The organism is Streptomyces sp. NPDC017676, from assembly GCF_044329325.1.
Classification (GTDB): Bacteria; Actinomycetota; Actinomycetes; order Streptomycetales; family Streptomycetaceae; genus Streptomyces.
Genome location: NZ_JBIRJA010000015.1, coordinates 67,138 through 84,458, shown reverse-complemented (window position 1 = coordinate 84,458; position 17,321 = coordinate 67,138). Strand labels below are relative to the sequence as shown.

At 72.9% G+C, this 17,321-nt stretch carries 14 protein-coding genes; 4 read left to right on the top strand and 10 right to left on the bottom strand.

Translation table 11 applies throughout. The annotated features are described in order from the left end of the window. Positions 1 to 253 precede the first annotated feature (253 nt). From ACH4LD_RS29785 to ACH4LD_RS29765, 5 genes are all read right to left on the bottom strand, one after another. Positions 254 to 886 (bottom strand): potassium-transporting ATPase subunit C, encoded by a 633-nt coding sequence (locus ACH4LD_RS29785; RefSeq protein ID WP_398054675.1) that lies wholly within the window; start codon positions 884 to 886, stop codon positions 254 to 256. A 5-nt stretch (positions 887 to 891) separates the two neighbouring features. Further along, a complete protein-coding gene (kdpB, locus tag ACH4LD_RS29780) occupies positions 892 to 2,994 on the bottom strand; it encodes a potassium-transporting ATPase subunit KdpB (RefSeq protein WP_398054676.1) in 2,103 nt (700 codons plus the stop codon). 32 nt (positions 2,995 to 3,026) lie between these two features. After that, on the bottom strand, positions 3,027 to 4,688 hold the full coding sequence (gene kdpA, locus ACH4LD_RS29775) for a potassium-transporting ATPase subunit KdpA (RefSeq protein WP_398054677.1): 1,662 nt from the start codon (positions 4,686 to 4,688) through the stop codon (positions 3,027 to 3,029). 7 nt (positions 4,689 to 4,695) lie between these two features. Then, positions 4,696 to 4,785: a K(+)-transporting ATPase subunit F gene (kdpF, locus tag ACH4LD_RS29770; protein WP_037629700.1), complete on the bottom strand. Its 90-nt coding sequence runs from the start codon at positions 4,783 to 4,785 to the stop codon at positions 4,696 to 4,698. Positions 4,786 to 5,037: 252 nt separating this feature from the next. Next, positions 5,038 to 5,442 carry a hypothetical protein gene (locus ACH4LD_RS29765; RefSeq protein ID WP_398054678.1) on the bottom strand — a complete coding sequence of 135 codons (405 nt, stop codon included), beginning with the start codon at positions 5,440 to 5,442 and terminating at the stop codon, positions 5,038 to 5,040. 169 nt (positions 5,443 to 5,611) lie between these two features. Here ACH4LD_RS29765 and ACH4LD_RS29760 point away from each other — a divergent pair, with 169 nt between their 5' ends. Next, on the top strand, positions 5,612 to 7,678 hold the full coding sequence (locus ACH4LD_RS29760) for an NAD(+) synthase (RefSeq protein ID WP_398054679.1): 2,067 nt from the start codon (positions 5,612 to 5,614) through the stop codon (positions 7,676 to 7,678). 38 nt (positions 7,679 to 7,716) lie between these two features. Here the strand turns inward: ACH4LD_RS29760 and ACH4LD_RS29755 are convergent, their stop codons facing one another. Then, positions 7,717 to 8,421 carry a TIGR03943 family putative permease subunit gene (locus tag ACH4LD_RS29755; RefSeq protein ID WP_398054680.1) on the bottom strand — a complete coding sequence of 235 codons (705 nt, stop codon included), beginning with the start codon at positions 8,419 to 8,421 and terminating at the stop codon, positions 7,717 to 7,719. Further along, a complete protein-coding gene (locus ACH4LD_RS29750) occupies positions 8,418 to 9,428 on the bottom strand; it encodes a permease (RefSeq protein ID WP_398054681.1) in 1,011 nt (336 codons plus the stop codon). Before ACH4LD_RS29750 ends, ACH4LD_RS29755 begins: the two co-directional genes overlap by 4 nt. Before the next feature lie 159 nt (positions 9,429 to 9,587). On the opposite strand from ACH4LD_RS29750, the gene ACH4LD_RS29745 reads away from it, so the two are divergent. Next, positions 9,588 to 11,423 (top strand): potassium channel family protein, encoded by a 1,836-nt coding sequence (locus ACH4LD_RS29745; protein WP_398054682.1) that lies wholly within the window; start codon positions 9,588 to 9,590, stop codon positions 11,421 to 11,423. Positions 11,424 to 11,437: 14 nt separating this feature from the next. On the opposite strand, the gene ACH4LD_RS29740 is transcribed toward ACH4LD_RS29745, so the two are convergent. Then, complete coding sequence (locus ACH4LD_RS29740; RefSeq protein ID WP_398054975.1) at positions 11,438 to 13,252, bottom strand: S9 family peptidase; 1,815 nt, start codon at positions 13,250 to 13,252, stop codon at positions 11,438 to 11,440. Between the two features lie 170 nt (positions 13,253 to 13,422). On the opposite strand from ACH4LD_RS29740, the gene ACH4LD_RS29735 reads away from it, so the two are divergent. Next, positions 13,423 to 14,202, top strand: a complete 780-nt coding sequence (locus ACH4LD_RS29735) for a class I SAM-dependent methyltransferase (RefSeq protein ID WP_398054976.1) — start codon at positions 13,423 to 13,425, stop codon at positions 14,200 to 14,202. 43 nt (positions 14,203 to 14,245) lie between these two features. Next, entirely contained in the window at positions 14,246 to 15,037 is a 792-nt protein-coding gene (locus ACH4LD_RS29730) for an SURF1 family protein (RefSeq protein ID WP_398054683.1), read from the top strand. Between the two features lie 114 nt (positions 15,038 to 15,151). Here ACH4LD_RS29730 and ACH4LD_RS29725 read toward each other — a convergent pair whose 3' ends face one another. Beyond that, entirely contained in the window at positions 15,152 to 16,225 is a 1,074-nt protein-coding gene (locus tag ACH4LD_RS29725; RefSeq protein WP_398054684.1) for a hypothetical protein, read from the bottom strand. A gap of 143 nt (positions 16,226 to 16,368) precedes the next feature. Continuing rightward, complete coding sequence (locus tag ACH4LD_RS29720; RefSeq protein WP_132784652.1) at positions 16,369 to 17,049, bottom strand: SigE family RNA polymerase sigma factor; 681 nt, start codon at positions 17,047 to 17,049, stop codon at positions 16,369 to 16,371. Between the last annotated feature and the right edge of the window lie 272 nt (positions 17,050 to 17,321).

Sequence of the window (17,321 nt, the reverse complement as noted above, 5' to 3'; positions counted from 1 at the left end):
TCGATCCAGGGCCATCGCTCAGGGCCACCGGTCGGGGGCCGTCGATCCAGGGCCATCGCTCAGGGCCACCGGTCGGGGGCCGTCGATCCAGGGCCACCGCTCAGGGCCACCAGCCCGAAGTCACCGCTCCAGAGCCACCGCCCGAGGGCCATCGCTTCAGAACCACCGACCCAAAGCCACCACTCCAAAGCCACCGACCCGAGGCCACCGCCCCAAGCCACCGCCCCGCCGTTGCCCGGAATCGTCGCCCCCGTCAGCTCTTCGCCACCAGCTCCTTCAGCGCGATGTTCAGGTCCAGGACGTTCACCCGGGGTTCCCCGATGAAGCCGAGGGTGCGGCCGGTCGTGTGGGCCTTGACCAGTTGCTCGACCTGGGGCACGGGCAGGTGGTTGCGGGCGGCGACCCGGCGGACCTGGAGTTCGGCGTAGGCCGGGGAGATGTCCGGGTCCAGGCCGGAGCCGGAGGAGGTGACGGCGTCGGCGGGGACCTGGGAGGGCTCGACCGGGTGGCCGGGGACCGAGTTGTCCCGCACCACGGCGGCCTTGGCGTCCTCGACCTGCTTGAGGAGCACCTTGCTGTCCGCGGCGAGGTTGGTCGCGCCCGAGAGGATCAGCTTGTACCGCGTGTTGATCGAGTTCTGTCCGAGGCCGTCGGCGGGGCGGGGCTGGAAGTACCTGAGGCTGTAGCCCTGTTGGCCGATCAGGGACGAGCCGACGACCTTGCCGTCCCCCCTGGTCTCGGAGCCGTTCGCCTGGTGCGTGAACAGCGCCTGGGCGACACCGGTGACCGCCAGCGGATAGAGGGCGCCCGTGAGCACGGTCAGCACCAGCAGGGCCCGCAGCCCCGCGCCGAGCAGCCGCGCGGTGTGCGCGAAGGGGTGGTTCATGTCCTTCACCGGATTCCGGGGATCAGGGAGACGATCAGGTCGATGAGCTTGATACCGGCGAAGGGCGCGATCAGTCCGCCGACGCCGTAGACGGCGAGGTTGCGCCGGAGCATCCGGTCCGCGCTCATCGGCCGGTACCGCACGCCCCGCAGCGACAGCGGCACCAGCGCGATGATGATCAGCGCGTTGAAGACGACGGCCGACAGGATCGCGGAGTCGGGCGAGGACAGCCGCATGATGTTGAGTTTGTCCAGGCCCGGGTAGACCGCCGCGAAGAGCGCCGGGATGATCGCGAAGTACTTCGCGACGTCGTTGGCGATGGAGAACGTGGTCAGCGCGCCCCGGGTGATGAGGAGTTGCTTGCCGATCTCGACGATCTCGATGAGTTTGGTCGGGTCGGAGTCGAGGTCGACCATGTTGCCGGCCTCCTTCGCGGCCGACGTGCCGGTGTTCATGGCCACGCCGACGTCGGCCTGGGCGAGGGCCGGTGCGTCGTTCGTGCCGTCGCCGGTCATCGCGACCAGCTTGCCGCCGGCCTGCTCCCGCTTGATGAGGGCCATCTTGTCCTCGGGGGTGGCCTCGGCGAGGAAGTCGTCCACGCCCGCCTCCTCCGCGATGGCCTTGGCGGTCAGCGGGTTGTCGCCCGTGATCATGACGGTCTTGATGCCCATGCGGCGCAGTTCCTCGAACCGTTCCCGCATGCCGTGCTTGACGACGTCCTTGAGGTGGATGACGCCGAGCACGCGGGCGCCCTTGTCGTCCTGTACGGCGACCAGCAGCGGGGTCCCGCCCGCCGCGGAGATCCGCTCGGCCGTCGCCCCGGCGTCCTCGGCGACCGTGCCGCCCTGCTCCTCGACCCAGGCGATGACCGAGGCCGTGGCACCCTTGCGGACCCTCCGGCCTTCGACGTCCACACCCGACATGCGGGTCTGGGCGGTGAACTCGACCCACTGCGCGCCGGCCAGCTCGCCCTGGTGCCGCTCGCGCAGCCCGTACCTCTCCTTCGCCAGGACGACGACCGAGCGGCCCTCGGGCGTCTCGTCGGCCAGCGACGACAGCTGGGCCGCGTCGGCGACCTCCGCCTCCGTCGTCCCGCGCACCGGCAGGAACGCGGCGGCCTGGCGGTTGCCCAGGGTGATCGTGCCGGTCTTGTCCAGCAGCAGGGTGGAGACGTCACCGGCGGCCTCGACCGCACGGCCCGACATGGCCAGCACGTTGCGCTGCACCAGCCGGTCCATGCCCGCGATGCCGATCGCGGAGAGCAGGGCGCCGATGGTGGTCGGGATCAGGCAGACCAGCAGGGCGACCAGCACGACCATGGTCAGGTGCGTGCCCGCGTACGTGGCGAACGGCGGCAGCGTGGCGCAGGCCAGCAGGAAGACGATGGTCAGCGAGGCCAGCAGGATGTTCAGCGCGATCTCGTTCGGTGTCTTCTGCCGGGCCGCGCCCTCGACCAGGCTGATCATCCGGTCGATGAAGGTCTCGCCCGGCTTCGTCGTGATCCTGATGACGATCCGGTCGGACAGCACCTTCGTGCCGCCCGTGACGGCGCTGCGGTCGCCGCCGGACTCACGGATGACGGGCGCGGACTCGCCGGTGATCGCCGACTCGTCCACCGACGCCACGCCCTCGACGACATCTCCGTCGCCGGGGATCACGTCACCGGCCTCGCAGACCACCAGGTCGCCGATCCTCAGCTCGGTACCCGGCACCCGCTCTTCCGACCCGTCCTTGAGCAGACGCCTCGCGACCGTGTCCGTCTTGGCCTTGCGCAGGGTGGCGGCCTGCGCCTTGCCCCGGCCCTCGGCCACCGCCTCCGCCAGGTTGGCGAAGAGCACGGTCAGCCACAGCCAGGCGCTGATGGTCCAGCCGAACCAGTCGCCCGGGTCCTGGAAGGAGAAGGCGGTGGTCAGCACCGAGCCGATCCACACCACGAACATCACGGGCGACTTGACCATCACCCGCGGGTCCAGCTTGCGGAAGGCCTCCGGCAGGGACCTGACCAGCTGCTCGGGGTCGAACAGACCCGCTCCGACACGGCCCTCCGTGGGCCCGTGCGCGGTCGGCACGTCGCTGTGCGGCGCCCGGGTGGGTGTGACTGTGGACATGGAGTCCTCTGACTTCTCTGTGCGGGTGGTCATCACGCGAGCCCTTCCGCGAGCGGTCCCAGCGCCAGGGCCGGGAAGTACGTGAGACCGGTGATGATCAGGATCGCGCCCACCAGCAGGCCGGTGAACAGCGGTTTCTCGGTGCGCAGGGTGCCCGCGGTGACCGGCACCGGCCGCTGACCGGCGAGCGAGCCGGCCAGCGCCAGGACGAAGACCATGGGCAGGAAGCGGCCGAACAGCATGGCGAGCCCGGTCATGGTGTTGAACCAGTCGGTGTTCGCGTTCAGCCCGGCGAAGGCCGAGCCGTTGTTGTTGGCGGCGGAGGTGAAGGCGTACAGCACCTCGGAGAAGCCGTGCGCGCCCGGGTTGAGCATCGAGTGCGGCGGGGTCGGCAGCGCCATGGAGGCCGCCGTGAAGACGAGCACCAGCGCCGGGGTGACGAGGAGGTAGCAGGCGGCGAGCTTCATCTCCCGGGCCCCGATCTTCTTGCCCAGGTACTCGGGCGTACGGCCCACCATCAGGCCGGCGAGGAACACCGCGATGACCGCCATGATCAGGATGCCGTAGAGGCCGGAGCCGGTGCCGCCGGGCGCGATCTCGCCCAGCATCATGCTCAGCATCGTGACGCCGCCGCCGAGGCCGGTGAAGGAGGAGTGGAAGGAGTCCACCGCACCGGTCGAGGTCAGAGTCGTGGCCACGGCGAAGATCGAGGAGCCTCCGACCCCGAAGCGGACCTCCTTGCCCTCCATCGCCCCGCCCGCGGCCTGGAGCGCCGGGCCGTGGTGGGCGAACTCGGTCCACATCATCAGGGCGGTGAAGCCGAGCCAGATGGCGGCCATCGTGCCGAGGATCGCGTACCCCTGCCGCACCGAGCCGACGAGCACGCCGAAGGTGCGGGTCAGCGAGAACGGGATGACGAGGATGAGGAAGATCTCGAAGAGGTTGGTGAACGGGGTGGGGTTCTCGAAGGGGTGGGCGCTGTTGGCGTTGAAGTAGCCGCCGCCGTTGGTGCCCAGCTCCTTGATGGCCTCCTGCGAGGCGACCGCGCCGCCGTTCCACTGCTGGGAGCCGCCCATGAACTGCCCGACCTCGTGGATGCCGGAGAAGTTCTGGATCACGCCGCAGGCGACGAGGACCACCGCGGCGACGGCGGCGACCGGCACCAGGACGCGCAGCGTGCCGCGCACCAGGTCGGACCAGAAGTTGCCGAGCTCACCGGTGCGCGAGCGTGCGAACCCGCGCACCAGCGCCACGGCCACGGCCATGCCCACGGCCGCCGAGACGAAGTTCTGCACGGCCAGACCGGCGGTCTGCACGACGTGACCCATCGTCTGCTCGCCGTAGTACGACTGCCAGTTGGTGTTGGTCACGAACGACACGGCCGTGTTGAACGACTGCGCCGGGTCGACCGAGGAGAAGCCGAGCGAGCCGGGCAGCACGCCCTGGAGCCGCTGGAGCAGGTAGAGGAAGAGGACGCCGACGAGCGAGAAGGCGAGGACCGCGCGCAGGTACGCGGGCCAGGTCATCTCGGTGTCGGGGTCGGCACCGATGCCCTTGTAGATCCATCTCTCCACGCGCAGGTGCCGCGGTGAGGAGTAGACCCGGGCCATGTAAGTGCCGAAGGGGACGTGGACGAGCGCCAGCGCGCCCACCAGGGCGAGCAGCTGGAGCACGCCGGCCGGTACGGGACCCATGGGGCGCTCAGAACCTCTCCGGGAAGACCAGGGCGAGGACGAGATAGCCCAGCAGGGCGACGGCCACGACCAGGCCGACGACGGTTTCGGCGGTCACAGCTTCGTCACCCCCTTGGCGACGAGAGCCACCAGCGCGAAAGCCGCGAGCACGGTGACGACGAAGGCCAGGTCGGCCATCGCGGACTCCTGAGTGAGGTTCGGCGGAAACGGACGCTTCGAGGAAAACGCCGGTCCGGCCGGAACACGTCACCCGTTGACGGCCCTCATACGGCCGCCCGTGCGGCCTTGACGCGACTCTTACGCCTCCGGCCCACGGGGGGTGTGGTCCGTTCCCGTGCGGTCGCGCCGGTCAGGACGCGGCGCGGCGCATGCCCCGCCCGGCCAGGGCGATCACTCCGGAGACGACGGCGGTCCCGGCGAGGCTGCCGATCATGACCAGGCCCACGCCGATCACGAAGAGGCCGCTGGCGTCGTCCGACCAGTCGTACCAGGCCGCGGCCGTCAGCCCGGCCGTGGTGCCGAGGACCGCGCTCACGGTGTGCCCCCGGGACACGGCCCAGTACACCGGCACCAGCAGCGTGAGCACCAGCCCGATCACCTGCCATGCCTCGTACGGGCCGGTCGTCGAGCCGTCCGGGTGCACGTCCCGCCGCTGGTCCCAGCCCAGCCAGGCGGCCCACGCCGCCATGGCGACCAGGGCGGACGCGAGGGCCGCGAGCATCCGGAGACTGAGTTTCAGAAGGTCTTGGCGCATGCCTCCAGCCTTCCGGTCCGCACCGGCACCGGCCAGAGCGCACGTACTCAGGTCCGCCCGGGTACCCCGGCGTACCGCGCCCGAGCAGCACGACGGACCGGTGGCCCGAGTACCGGCGGACCCGGTGTGCCCGAGGAGCCCGGCGCGGCCGGGATCTAGGCTTCCAGACATGAAGGAAGCCCCGTTGAACTTCTGGTCGCTCTACAGCCACGGCTTCGCGCGCGTCGCCGCGTGCACCGGCCACACCGTCATCGCCGACCCGCGGGCCAACGCCGAAGCGGTCCTGCGCCTGGCGCGCGGGTGCGCGGACGAGGGCGTCGCCGTCGCCGTCTTCCCCGAGCTGGGCCTGACCGGCTACTCGATCGAGGACCTGCTGCTCCAGGACGCGCTGCTCGACCAGGTCGAGGCGGCCCTGCGGACCGTCGTGGCCGGGTCGGCGGAGCTGCTGCCGGTGCTGGTCGTCGGTGCCCCGCTGCGCCACCGCCACCGGATCTACAACTGCGCGGTGATCGTGCACCGCGGCCGGATCCTCGGTGTCGTACCGAAGTCGTACCCGCCGACCTACCGCGAGTTCTACGAGCGCCGGCAGATCGCCGACGGGCACGACGAGCGGGGCGGGACCATCCGGGTCGCGGGTGCCGAGGTGCCGTTCGGGGTGGATCTGCTGTTCGCGGCCGAGGACGTGCCGGGGCTCGTGCTGCACACCGAGATCTGCGAGGACATGTGGGTGCCGGTGCCGCCGAGCGCGGAAGCCGCCCTCGCCGGGGCGACCGTGCTGGTGAACCTGTCGGGCAGCCCGATCACGGTCGGCCGGGCCGAGGACCGCAAGCTGCTGTGCCGCTCGGCGTCCTCCCGCTGCCTGGCCGCGTACGTCTACGCGGCGGCGGGCCTGGGCGAGTCGACCACCGACCTGTCCTGGGACGGGCAGACCATGATCTACGAGAACGGGGTGCTGCTCGCCGAGACCGGCCGCTTCCCGCTCGGCGACCAGTACGCCGTCGCCGACGTGGACCTCGACCTGCTGCGGCAGGAGCGGCACCGGATGGGCACCTTCGACGACAACCGCCGGGCCCACGCCGCCCGGACCGGTGACTTCCGGACGGTCTCCTTCGAGCTGGACCCGCCGCTCACCGACCTCGGGCTGCGCCGGCGGGTGGAGCGCTTCCCGTTCGTGCCCGCCGACCCCGAGCGGCTCGCCCTGGACTGCTACGAGGCCTACAACATCCAGGTCGCCGGCCTCCAGCAGCGGCTCGCGGCGATCGGCGGGCCGAAGGTGGTCATCGGTGTGTCCGGCGGTCTGGACTCCACGCACGCGCTGATCGTCGCCGCCCGGGCGATGGACCGAGCGGGCCGCCCGCGCAGTGACATCCTGGCCTTCACCCTGCCCGGCTTCGCCACCAGCGACCACACCAAGGACAACGCGCACAAGCTGATGCGGGCGCTCGGTGTCACCGCCGCCGAGCTGGACATCACGCCGACCGCGCGGCTGATGCTGAAGGAGATCGGCCACCCGTTCGCCTCCGGCGAGCCGGTGTACGACGTCACCTTCGAGAACGTGCAGGCCGGTCTGCGCACCGACTACCTGTTCCGGCTGGCCAACCAGCGCGGCGGCATCGTCCTGGGCACCGGCGACCTCTCCGAGCTGGCGCTCGGCTGGTCCACGTACGGCGTCGGCGACCAGATGAGCCACTACAACGTCAACTCGGGGGTGCCGAAGACCTTCATCCAGCACCTGATCCGCTGGGTGATCAACAGCGGCCAGTTCGACGAGGAGACCGGCGAGGTCCTGGCCGCGATCCTGGACACCGAGATCAGCCCGGAGCTGGTGCCGGGCGAGGAGATGCAGTCCACCGAGTCGAAGATCGGCCCGTACGCGCTGCACGACTTCACCCTCTTCCAGGTGCTGCGCTACGGCTTCCGGCCCTCGAAGATCGCCTTCCTGGCCTGGCACGCCTGGCACGACGCGAAGTCCGGCGCCTGGCCGCCGAACTTCCCCGAGGCCAAGCGGGTGGCGTACGACCTGCGGGAGATCCGGCACTGGCTGGAGGTGTTCTGCCGCCGGTTCTTCGCGTTCTCGCAGTTCAAGCGCTCGGCCATGCCGAACGGCCCGAAGGTGTCGGCGGGCGGCTCCCTCTCCCCGCGCGGCGACTGGCGGGCCCCCTCGGACGGCAACGCGGAGGTGTGGCTCAGGGACCTCGCCCGCTTCGACCTCGACAGCGCGGCGGCCGACCGGTAGCCAGGGCCGGGCTGACCGGTGCAGGTGGCCGGTGCCGGTCAGGTGTTCCAGGTCTCGTCGTACGGGTCGCGCGGTGCCGTGACCGGGCGGGTGGAGGCGACCTTCAGGTACGGGATCGGGCCGTTGTTCACCGGGTCGTGGATCAGCCCGGGGGCGTACGTGCCCGTCACCTCCAGCCACGCGTCCGGGCGCAGGACCGGCGGCAGCGCGCCGGTCAGCGCGATCTTCACCGGCTGGGCGTCCGCGGCACAGCAGTTGAGGGCCATGCGGACCAGGTAGGGCCGGCCCGCGTGGTCCAGGGCCAGGAAGCCGGTGACCCGGACGGCACGGCCGTGCAGGGAGCGGCCGTGTCCGTAGGCCGCGCGGGAGGCGTAGTCGACGACGGAGAGCGGCACCGGATCGCCGGCCGGCAGCGGCCCGTAGGCGTACGGCTTCTGCAGGGCCGTGCCGGAGCGCAGGGCGCTGTAGGAGCCGAGGGCGGGCGGTGCGACCAGGATCAGGGCGAGGAGCGGCAGCAGGAGCAGCCAGGCGCCACGCGGCTCGGGGTGCGGGTGCCGCTCCCGGTCGCGCCGGCGCTCGTACCAGGCCGTCGCCAGGGCCGCCGCGATCAGGACCGCGCCCGAGGCCAGCAGCAGCGGGCGCAGGCCCGCCTTGACGTACCGCAGGTACAGGTCGGTGGTGCCCGCGTGCAGCAGCGCGCCGCCGAGCAGGAACAGGACGGCCGCCTGGGCCTGGCGGTTCACAGCAGCACCGCCCCGGTCAGTACGGCGCCCGCGACGGCCAGCGCGAAGGTGGCGGGCGCGAACCGGAGCGCGAAGGCACGGCCGAAGGTGCCGGCCTGCATCGCGAACAGCTTGAGGTCGATCATCGGGCCCACCACCAGGAACACCAGCTTGGCCGTCGGGGAGAACTGGGTGAGGGAGGCGGCGACGAACGCGTCCGCCTCCGAGCAGATCGACAGCAGGACGGCGAGCACGGCGAGGGCGAGCACCGAGACCAGCGGGGTGCCGGCGGCCGTGCGCAGCCAGTCCGCCGGGACCGCCGCCTTCAGGGTGGCCGCGGCCGTCGCGCCCAGCACCAGGAACCCGCCGGCGTGCATGACGTCGTGCCGGACCGCACCCCAGAACGCCTCCCCCTTGGTCGCGCCCTCGTGCGCGCCGTGGGCCGGGGGGCGCAGCCAGTCGGTCCGGCCCAGCCGCTGCCACAGCCAGCCCATCGCGCAGGCCACCAGCAGGCTCGCCAGGAAGCGGGCCAGGACCATCTCCGGGTGCCCGGGGAAGGCGACGGCGGTGGCGGTCAGCACCACCGGGTTGATCGCGGGCGCGGAGAGCAGGAACGCCAGGGCGGCGGCGGGGGTCACGCCCCGGCGGACCAGGGCGCCCGCCACCGGCACCGAGGCGCACTCGCAGCCCGGCAGCACCGCGCCCGCGACCCCCGCCACGGGCACGGCGAGGGCGGGCCGGCGCGGCAGGGCGCGCGCGAAGAAGGACGCCGGGACGAACACCGCGATCGCCGCCGACAGCAGCACACCCAGCACCAGGAACGGCAGCGCCTGGACGGTCACCGCCACGAACACCGTCGTCCAGGTCTGCATCAGCGGCGTGCCGAGGGCCCCGCGGATCGGCGACTGCGCGAGCACGGCCATCAGGAGCACCAGGGTCAGCACCAGCGGGGAGCTGAGCCGCGGGCCACCCGGGGGGCCCGCAGGGCTCGCGTCGGTGCCCGGCGGGGCGTCTTCGGTGATGGCCACGGGCGGTTCCCTCCGGCTGCTGCTCTCCCTCCCCTTCCCTACGCGGGTTCCGGCACGGACGTTCAGACCGTTGCTGGAACCACTCAACTCCTTGGTGCACTCTTTTCCCTCGTGGCGAGCGTTCCGTATCAAGGGGGGCCGGGGTCCCCGCCGGCGCACATGGTGGTCTGCGGTGACGACGGGCTCGCGCACCGGCTGGCCGCCGAGTTGCGCGGGGTCTACGGCGAGCAGGTCACCCTCGTCGTGCCGCCGAACGAGCGCACCGTGCGGCCCCCGGTGGTCGGCCGCGCCCGGTCCGCGTCGGCCGCGCTGTTCGACCGCGTGGTCAGCGCCGCCGTGGGCACCGTCGGCCGCTCCGGCACGGGCGGGCAGCCCGCCGGCACCACGGCCGGTCAACACCCCGAAGGCGACGGGGTGCTGGAGGCCGCCGAGCTGACCGAGGCGGTGCTCGCCGAGGCCGGGGTGGCCCGGGCCGCCGCACTGGCCCTCGTGTACGACGACGACGAGACCAACATCCGGGCCGCCCTGACCGCCCGCCGGCTCAACCCCCGGCTGCGGCTCGTCCTGCGGCTGTACAACCGGCGGCTGGGTCAGCACATCGAGGAACTCCTCGACCAGGCCGCCGCGTTGGCCGCCGGGGACGACGGCGGCACGGACACCGCCACCGAGGCCTCCACCACCGTGCTGTCCGACGCCGACACCGCCGCGCCCGCGCTGGCCGCCACCGCCGTCGCCGGCACCGGCAGGGTCGTCCAGACCGAGGGCCTGCTGCTGCGGGCCGTGGAACGGCCGCTGTCCGGGGACGGCCCCGGCACCGGGCTGCACACCCTCGCCCTGCTCTCGGGCGCCGACCCGGCCGGCACCGAAGGCCCGTACGGCGCCGGGGAACAACAGCCCCGGCTGCTCCCCGACGACGAGGAGGTCCGGCAGGCCGCCGGACGGCAGGCCGTGGTGCTGGAACACGTCTCCGCCGCGGCCGATGGCGAGTCCGCCGCGCCGGCCCGTCGCGCGATGACCGGCGTACCGCCGCTCGGCTCCCTGTTCTCCCGGCGGCTGCGCTGGTCCCTGGCCGTGCTCGCCGGCTGCGTGGTCGGCCTCGCCGTCGCCCTGTGGCTGGTCACCGGCATCCATCCGCTGCGCGCCTTCTACATCACCCTCCTCGACCTGTTCGCGATCGACGACCCTGCCCTCAGGGAGCCCCTGGGCCGCCAGCTCCTGCAACTCCTCTCCGCGCTCGTCGGGTTGCTGCTGCTGCCGTTGCTGCTGGCCGCCGCGCTGGAGGCGTTCGGCACCTTCCGCACCGCCTCCGCCCTGCGCAAGCCTCCGCGCGGGCTGAGCGGACACGTCGTCCTGCTCGGGCTCGGCAAGATCGGCACCCGGGTGCTGACCCGGCTGCGGGAACTGGACATCCCCGTGGTGTGCGTCGAGTCCGATCCGGAGGCGCGGGGTCTGGCCACCGCCCGCCGGCTGCGGGTGCCGGTGGTGCTCGGGGACGTCACCCAGGAAGGCGTCCTGGAGGCCGCCCAGATCCGACGGGCCCAGGCCCTGCTCGCGGTGACCAGCTCCGACACCACCAACCTGGAGGCCGTGCTCTACGCGCGGACCGTACGGCCCGATCTTCGGGTGGTGCTGCGGCTGTACGACGACGACTTCGCCACCGCCGTGTACCGCACCCTCCGCACCGCCTACCCGCGGGCGCTGACCCGGAGCCGGAGCGTCACCCACCTGGCCGCCCCCGCGTTCGCCGGGGCCATGCTGGGGCGGCAGGTGCTCGGGGCCGTCGCCGTGGAGCGGAGGGTGCTGCTGTTCGCCGCGGTGGACGTGGACGGGCATCCCCAGCTGGAGGGCCGGACCGTGCGGGAGGCCTTCCGGGCCGGGTCCTGGCGGGTGCTGGCGCTGCTGGGCCGCGCCGACACCTCTTCCTCCCATGTGCTGGGCAAGGGCGACCGGGTGGTGGTCGCCGCCACCCGAAGGGGCCTCGCGGAGCTGCGCTGACCCCAGGGCCCGTCCTAGGCGGGCAGGTGCCGTGCCGCGAACTCCAGCTCCAGTCTCACCTGCTTGATCCGCTCGTCCACGACCAGCGAGCCGTGCCCCGCGTCGTACCGGTACACCTCGTGGACCGCGCCCCGGGCCTCCAGTCTCTTGACGTAGTTGTCGATCTGACGGATCGGGCAGCGCGGGTCGTTGACCCCCGCCGAGATGTGGACCGGGGCCTTGACCTGGTCGACGTACGTCAGCGGGGAGGACGCCTCGAAGCGCTCCGGGACCTCCTCCGGGGTGCCGCCCAGCAGGGTGCGGTCCATGGCCTTCAGGGACTCCATCTCGTCGTGGTACGCGGTGACGTAGTCCGCGACGGGCACCACCGCGATGCCCAGCGCCCAGGCCTCCGGCTGGGTGCCGACGCCGAGCAGGGTCAGGTAGCCGCCCCAGGAGGCGCCGGTCAGGATCAGGCGGGCGGGGTCGGCGAGACCGGAGGAGACCGCCCAGTCGCGCACCGCCGCCACGTCCTCCAGCTCGATCAGGCCGACGCGGTGCTTGAGGGCGTCCGTCCAGGCGCGGCCGTAGCCGGTGGAGCCGCGGTAGTTGATGCGGACCACCGCGTACCCGTGGTCGACCCAGGCGGCCGGGCCGGCGGCGAAGGAGTCGCTGTCGTGCCAGGTCGGGCCGCCGTGCAGGTCGAACACGGTGGGCAGGGGGCCCGTGGCGCCCGCCGGCTTCTGGACCAGGGCGTGGATGCGGCCGCCGGGGCCCTCCACCCACACGTCCTCCACCGGCACCGACGCCGGGCACGCCATGCCCGGCGGGTCCAGCACCACACCGCCGGCCGTGGAGCGGACCGCCGGGGGCTCGGCGGCCGACGACCACAGGTACTCCACGCTGCCGTCGGGGCGGGCGGTCGCGCCGGAGACCGTGCCGGGCGGGGTGGGGATGCGGGTCAGCTCGCGGGTCGCCACGTCGTACCGGAACAGCTCGCTGCGGGCCTCGAAGCCGTGGACGATGAGCAGGGCCGAGCCGTCCGGGTACCACTCGGCGCTGACGTCACCGGGCAGGTCCAGGGCCAGGTCGGTCTCCTCGCCGGTGGCCACGTCCCACACCATCGGCTCCCAGCGGCCCCGGCGCTGGTGGCCGATGAGCAGCCGGGTGTCGCCGTCGACCGGGGCGAAGCCCAGCACCTCCAGGCCCAGCTCCTCGGTGCCGCCCTTGGTGTCGTCCAGCTCGGCGACCGTCGTGCCGTCCGGGCGGAGCACCCGCAGGGCCGCGTGCATGGCGTCGCCGTGCTCGGTGTGCTCCACGGCGATCAGGGAGCCGTCGTGCGAGAGGTCGCCGACGCCCGCCGACTCGCGGTGGCGGTAGATCTCCACCGGGTCCGCGCCCTCGCGGGCCAGGTGGATCGTCGTCCCCTCCTCGTCCGTGGAGCGGCCGACGACCGCCGTGCGGCCGTCGCGGGACAGGGCCAGGCCGGCCGGGTAGGACGGGTCGAGACCGGGCACGGCCGGCTCGTCCGGGCCGCCCGTGAACGGCTGGCGGCGCCAGATGCCGAACTCGTCGCCGTCCTTGTCGTCGAACCACCAGATGAAGGCGCCGTCCGGGGAGAGCACGCCGTCCGTCGTGCCGTTCGGCCGGGACGTCGCCTGGCGCTGCTCGCCCGTCGCTCTGTCCCAGGCGTACAGCTCGTACGTCCCCGTCGCGTTCGACACGAACAGGGAGCGGTCCGGCGCGTCCTCCGCCCAGTCGGGCAGCGACACCCGCGGCGCCCGGAAGCGCTTCTCCCAGTCCGGCATGTCGGGTGTGTGCTGCGTGCTCGGCGTACCGCCGTCGTTCATGGCCCCAGTCATGCGCCCATAGTGCCTGGCCGCGCCGACAATTGGGTGGCGGGAGCGCACAGCCTGTGGATAACTTCCGCGGCATGCGCGTTTCCACCACTTCTCCGTCCGCACCCGAGGGGCCGTCGTCCCCGTCCGTCCCCGAGGGCTGGCGCGAGGACAACCGGGCCATGTGGGACGAGAGGGTCCCCCTCCACGTCGCCGGGTCCTTCTACGACCTCGACGGCTTCCGCACCCGCCGGGACGACCTGCGGGACTTCGAGCGGGCGGAGGTCGGGGACGTCACCGGCAAGTCGCTGCTGCACCTGCAGTGCCACATCGGCACCGACACGCTCTCCTGGCTCCACCGCGGCGCCGCCCGCGTCGTCGGCCTGGACTTCTCCGCACCCGCGGTGGAGGCGGCCCGCGCGCTGGCCGCCGACCTCGGCCACGGCCCCGACCGGGCGGCCTTCGTCACCAGCGACGTGTACGACGCGGCCGCGGCCGTGCCCGAGCCGTCGTACGACATCGTCTACACCGGGCTGGGCGCCCTGTGCTGGCTGCCGGACCTCGGGCGCTGGGCGGATACGGCCGCCTCCCTCGTCGCGCCCGGCGGGTTCCTCTACCTCGCCGAGTTCCACCCGATCACCGAGACCCTGGACGACGAGACCGGCACCCGCGTCGTGCGCGACTACTTCACCCGGGACGCGCAGGTGTGGAACGAACCGGGGACCTACGCCGACCTGGACGCCGTCACCGTCCACAACCGCAGCGTGGAGTGGCTGCACCCCCTCGGGGAGGTGGTCTCCGCGCTCGCCGCGGCGGGGCTGCGCATCGAGTTCCTGCACGAGCACGACGTGTCGCTCTTCCCGCGCTTCAAGAACTTCGAGGTGCGCGACGGCTACCACCGGTTCCCGGCGGACCATCCGCGCGTCCCGCTGATCTACTCCCTGAGGGCGAGCAAGAGCTGACCCGAGGCGTGGACGCCGGGGCGGGCGCCGTACCGTGGAGGGCGTGTACCGGTTTCTGCTGACACCCCGCTGGTGGGGCATCAACGTCTTCGTGCTGCTCGCCATCCCGTTCTGCGTCTTCATGGGGTCGTGGCAGCTGAGCCGGTTCGAGGGGCGGGTGCAGGACCACCGCGCCGCGACCGAGCAGGCCGCCTCCGACCGGGGCGAGGCCGCTCGCCCGCTGGACTCGATGCTGCCCGTCGACAAGAGCACGTCGGGTCGGCGGGTCACCGCGAGCGGGCGGTACGGGGAGCAGTTGCTGGTGCCCGGGCGGGAGCTGGACGGCAAGCGCGGCTTCTACGTCCTGACACTGCTGCGCACCGGTTCCGGCAAGGCGCTGCCGGTGGTGCGGGGCTGGCTGCCGGGTACGGCGGACGCGGCGAAGGCGCCGGCGCCGCCCCGTGGTGAGGTCACCGTCACCGGTGCGCTGCAGGCGCCCGAGACCCCCGGGGACAACGGGGTCAGCGCGCAAGGAGGGCTCCCCGCCGGGCAGACCGCGGCGATCAGCCCGGCGTCGCTGGTCAACCTGGTGCCGTACCGGCTGTACGACGCCTGGGTCACCCTGGACAAGGGGGACGCCGGGATGAGGGCCGTGCCCGCGAGCGCGCCGGGTGGTACGGGGCTGGACCTGAAGGCGTTCCAGAACCTCGGTTACACCGGCGAGTGGTTCGTGTTCGCGGGCTTCGTGGTCTTCATGTGGTTCCGCCTGCTGCGGCGGGAGCTGGAGTTCCAACGGGACGCCGCGCTGGGCCTGGTGGCGGAGGAGTCGGAACAGCCTCCGGTACCGGCCGCCTGACCCCCCGCCCCGAGAGCAGGGCGGGGAACCGCGCGACCAGCCACGACGGACCCGCGCCCGCGCACGCTCCCCCGGTCGGACGGCGTCCACGCACCCCGCTCCCCCGGCGGAGCGTCAGACGCCCGGGAGCAGCCCGGTGTAGTAGACGGTCCCCGCGCACGCCCCGGACACCACGGCCGTCGCCGTCGGCGAACCACCCTGTGCCGTGTGGGTCACCGTGACACTGCCGTCGGCCGTGCCGTCCTCGGTGGCGAGTTGCGGGGTGGCCCCCTCCGAGCCGGTGCTGTCGGTCGTGGCGCCGGAGGCACTCTGGGTGGGCGACGGATCGGGCGACGGACCGGTCGGGCCGGGGTCGCCCGGACCGCTGTCACCGCCGGTGGTGGGGCAGGTCTCCGAGGGGACGAAGGCGAACTTCTCCTCGTACGCCGCGCCCGGCTGGAGCACCAGCCCGGCGACCTCCTGGGACGGGTCCGGCAGGGCGGTCGCCGCGTCGCCGGCCACGTGCCGGGCGCTGAGGACCTTGGCCGGATCGGCAGCGCCCTGGGCGGTCGGCGTGATGCTGCCCGTGCCGGCGACCGCGCAGGCGGTGCCGGAGATGTTGGTGACGCGGAAGGTGCCGTAGACGACCCCCGCGGTGTCGGGCGCGTTCGCGCTGCCGGTGGCCGAGCCCAGCTGGGTCGCCGTACAGAGCGGGACGCCCGAGGCCGGCGTGGCGGAGGGGCCGGCGCCGGCGGTGGAGCCGCTGCCGCTGCCGGGCTTCGTGCCCTTGCCCTCGGGCCGGCCGGACTCCTTGCCGGGCGCGACGGTCGTACCGCCGGCGTCCTTCGGGCCGCCCTTGCCGGTGTCCTTCTCCTTGCCCTCTCCGGTGCCGCCCTGGGCCTGGGAGGACTGGCCGGCCATCGCGGTGTTGGGGTCGGAGCCGCCGGCCTGGGAGACGTGGACGAGGGCAGGGATCGCGGTGCCGATGAAGAGGGCCGCCGCGGCCATCCCGACCAGGGCCTGGCGCTTGCGGGCGCGGCGCGCGGGGACGGCCCGGCGCAGGTGGTCCAGGGTGCCGGTGCGGGGTTCGAGGTCGTCGACCGCCGAGTGCAGCAGCCGGCGCAGGGCCAGTTCGTCGGAGTCGGGCCGGTCGGGGCCGTGGACTCCGTCGAGCCTCTCCGGGCCCTTGTCGTCGGGGCCGTGGTTCACAGTTCCGTTCCCAGCGTGCGATGGCGTGTGCTGTTGCCCGTTGCGCTCCGTCGGCTCGTGCCAGGCGTAGGGCTCGTGACGTTCGTGAGAGTGGCGCTCATGGGAGTGACCGTCATGGGAAGCGCCCTGTTCGGCGTGGTCGCTCATGCCGGTGTCCCCATGGCGACCCGCAGCGCGGCGATGCCCCGCGAACCGTACGCCTTGACCGAGCCCAGCGATATGCCGAGCGTCTCGGCGACCTGGGCCTCGGTCATGTCCGCGAAGTAGCGCAGCACGAGCACCTCGCGCTGGCGGCGCTGGAGCCCCTTCATCGCCTTGATGAGGTCCCGGCGCTCCAGCTGGTCGTAGGCGCCCTCTTCCGCGCTCGCCATGTCGGGCATCGGCTTGGAGAGCAGCTTCAGGCCGAGGATGCGCCGGCGCAGCGTGGAGCGGGAGAGGTTGACGACCGTCTGCCGCAGGTAGGCGAGGGTCTTCTCCGGGTCGCGGACGCGCTTGCGGGCCGAGTGGACGCGGATGAACGCCTCCTGGACGACGTCCTCGCAGGAGGCGGTGTCGTCGAGGAGGAGTGCGGCGAGACCCAGCAGTGAGCGGTAGTGCGCCCGGTAGGTCTCGGTGAGGTGGTCGACGGTCGTGCCGGCGGCCTCGGCCGCCACGGCACCCGCGGGCTCCTCGGCGCCGTCACGCTGACTGGGTATGCGGGCGGGCCGCGCGGCGGGCATGGGCGCGATCACCGGCATGCCGCCGGGCGGGCGGGGCCGGAGCGCCGCGCGAGGCCGCAGGGCCGTGCCGCCGCGGGCCACACTGAGTTCGAGTACCTCTGCCACGCCTGTTGGACACGCTTCCCCCCTCGGGGGTTGTACGTGCCGGGCGTCACATGTGCGACAACCGGCGGCGCCTCAAGTGCCGTCATGCGTCCCGCTCTTCCCTTATGTCCCATATGAACGGGCGCCCCCACGCCCCGACCACGGCGTCCCCACGCCAGGATCATCACGTCCCCAGGTCCCGCAAGGGTGACCGCAAAGACGCTCCCCGCCTCCGTACGGTTGCGGAAGGCGGGGAGGGAAATCCTCTGTCGCAGGCAGGGAGTGGTTCAAGG

What these genes read in the sequence shown, in the direction of transcription:
- ACH4LD_RS29765 (WP_398054678.1), bottom strand. Translation starts at nt 5,442, where the DNA reads ATGCGCCAAGACCTTCTGAAACTCAGTCTCCGGATGCTCGCGGCCCTC.
- kdpA (WP_398054677.1), bottom strand. Translation starts at nt 4,688, where the DNA reads ATGGGTCCCGTACCGGCCGGCGTGCTCCAGCTGCTCGCCCTGGTGGGC.
- kdpB (WP_398054676.1), bottom strand. Translation starts at nt 2,994, where the DNA reads ATGTCCACAGTCACACCCACCCGGGCGCCGCACAGCGACGTGCCGACC.
- ACH4LD_RS29785 (WP_398054675.1), bottom strand. Translation starts at nt 886, where the DNA reads ATGAACCACCCCTTCGCGCACACCGCGCGGCTGCTCGGCGCGGGGCTG.
- ACH4LD_RS29735 (WP_398054976.1), top strand. Translation starts at nt 13,423, where the DNA reads ATGTGGGACGAGAGGGTCCCCCTCCACGTCGCCGGGTCCTTCTACGAC.
- ACH4LD_RS29740 (WP_398054975.1), bottom strand. Translation starts at nt 13,252, where the DNA reads ATGAACGACGGCGGTACGCCGAGCACGCAGCACACACCCGACATGCCG.
- ACH4LD_RS29745 (WP_398054682.1), top strand. Translation starts at nt 9,588, where the DNA reads ATGGTGGTCTGCGGTGACGACGGGCTCGCGCACCGGCTGGCCGCCGAG.
- ACH4LD_RS29760 (WP_398054679.1), top strand. Translation starts at nt 5,612, where the DNA reads ATGAAGGAAGCCCCGTTGAACTTCTGGTCGCTCTACAGCCACGGCTTC.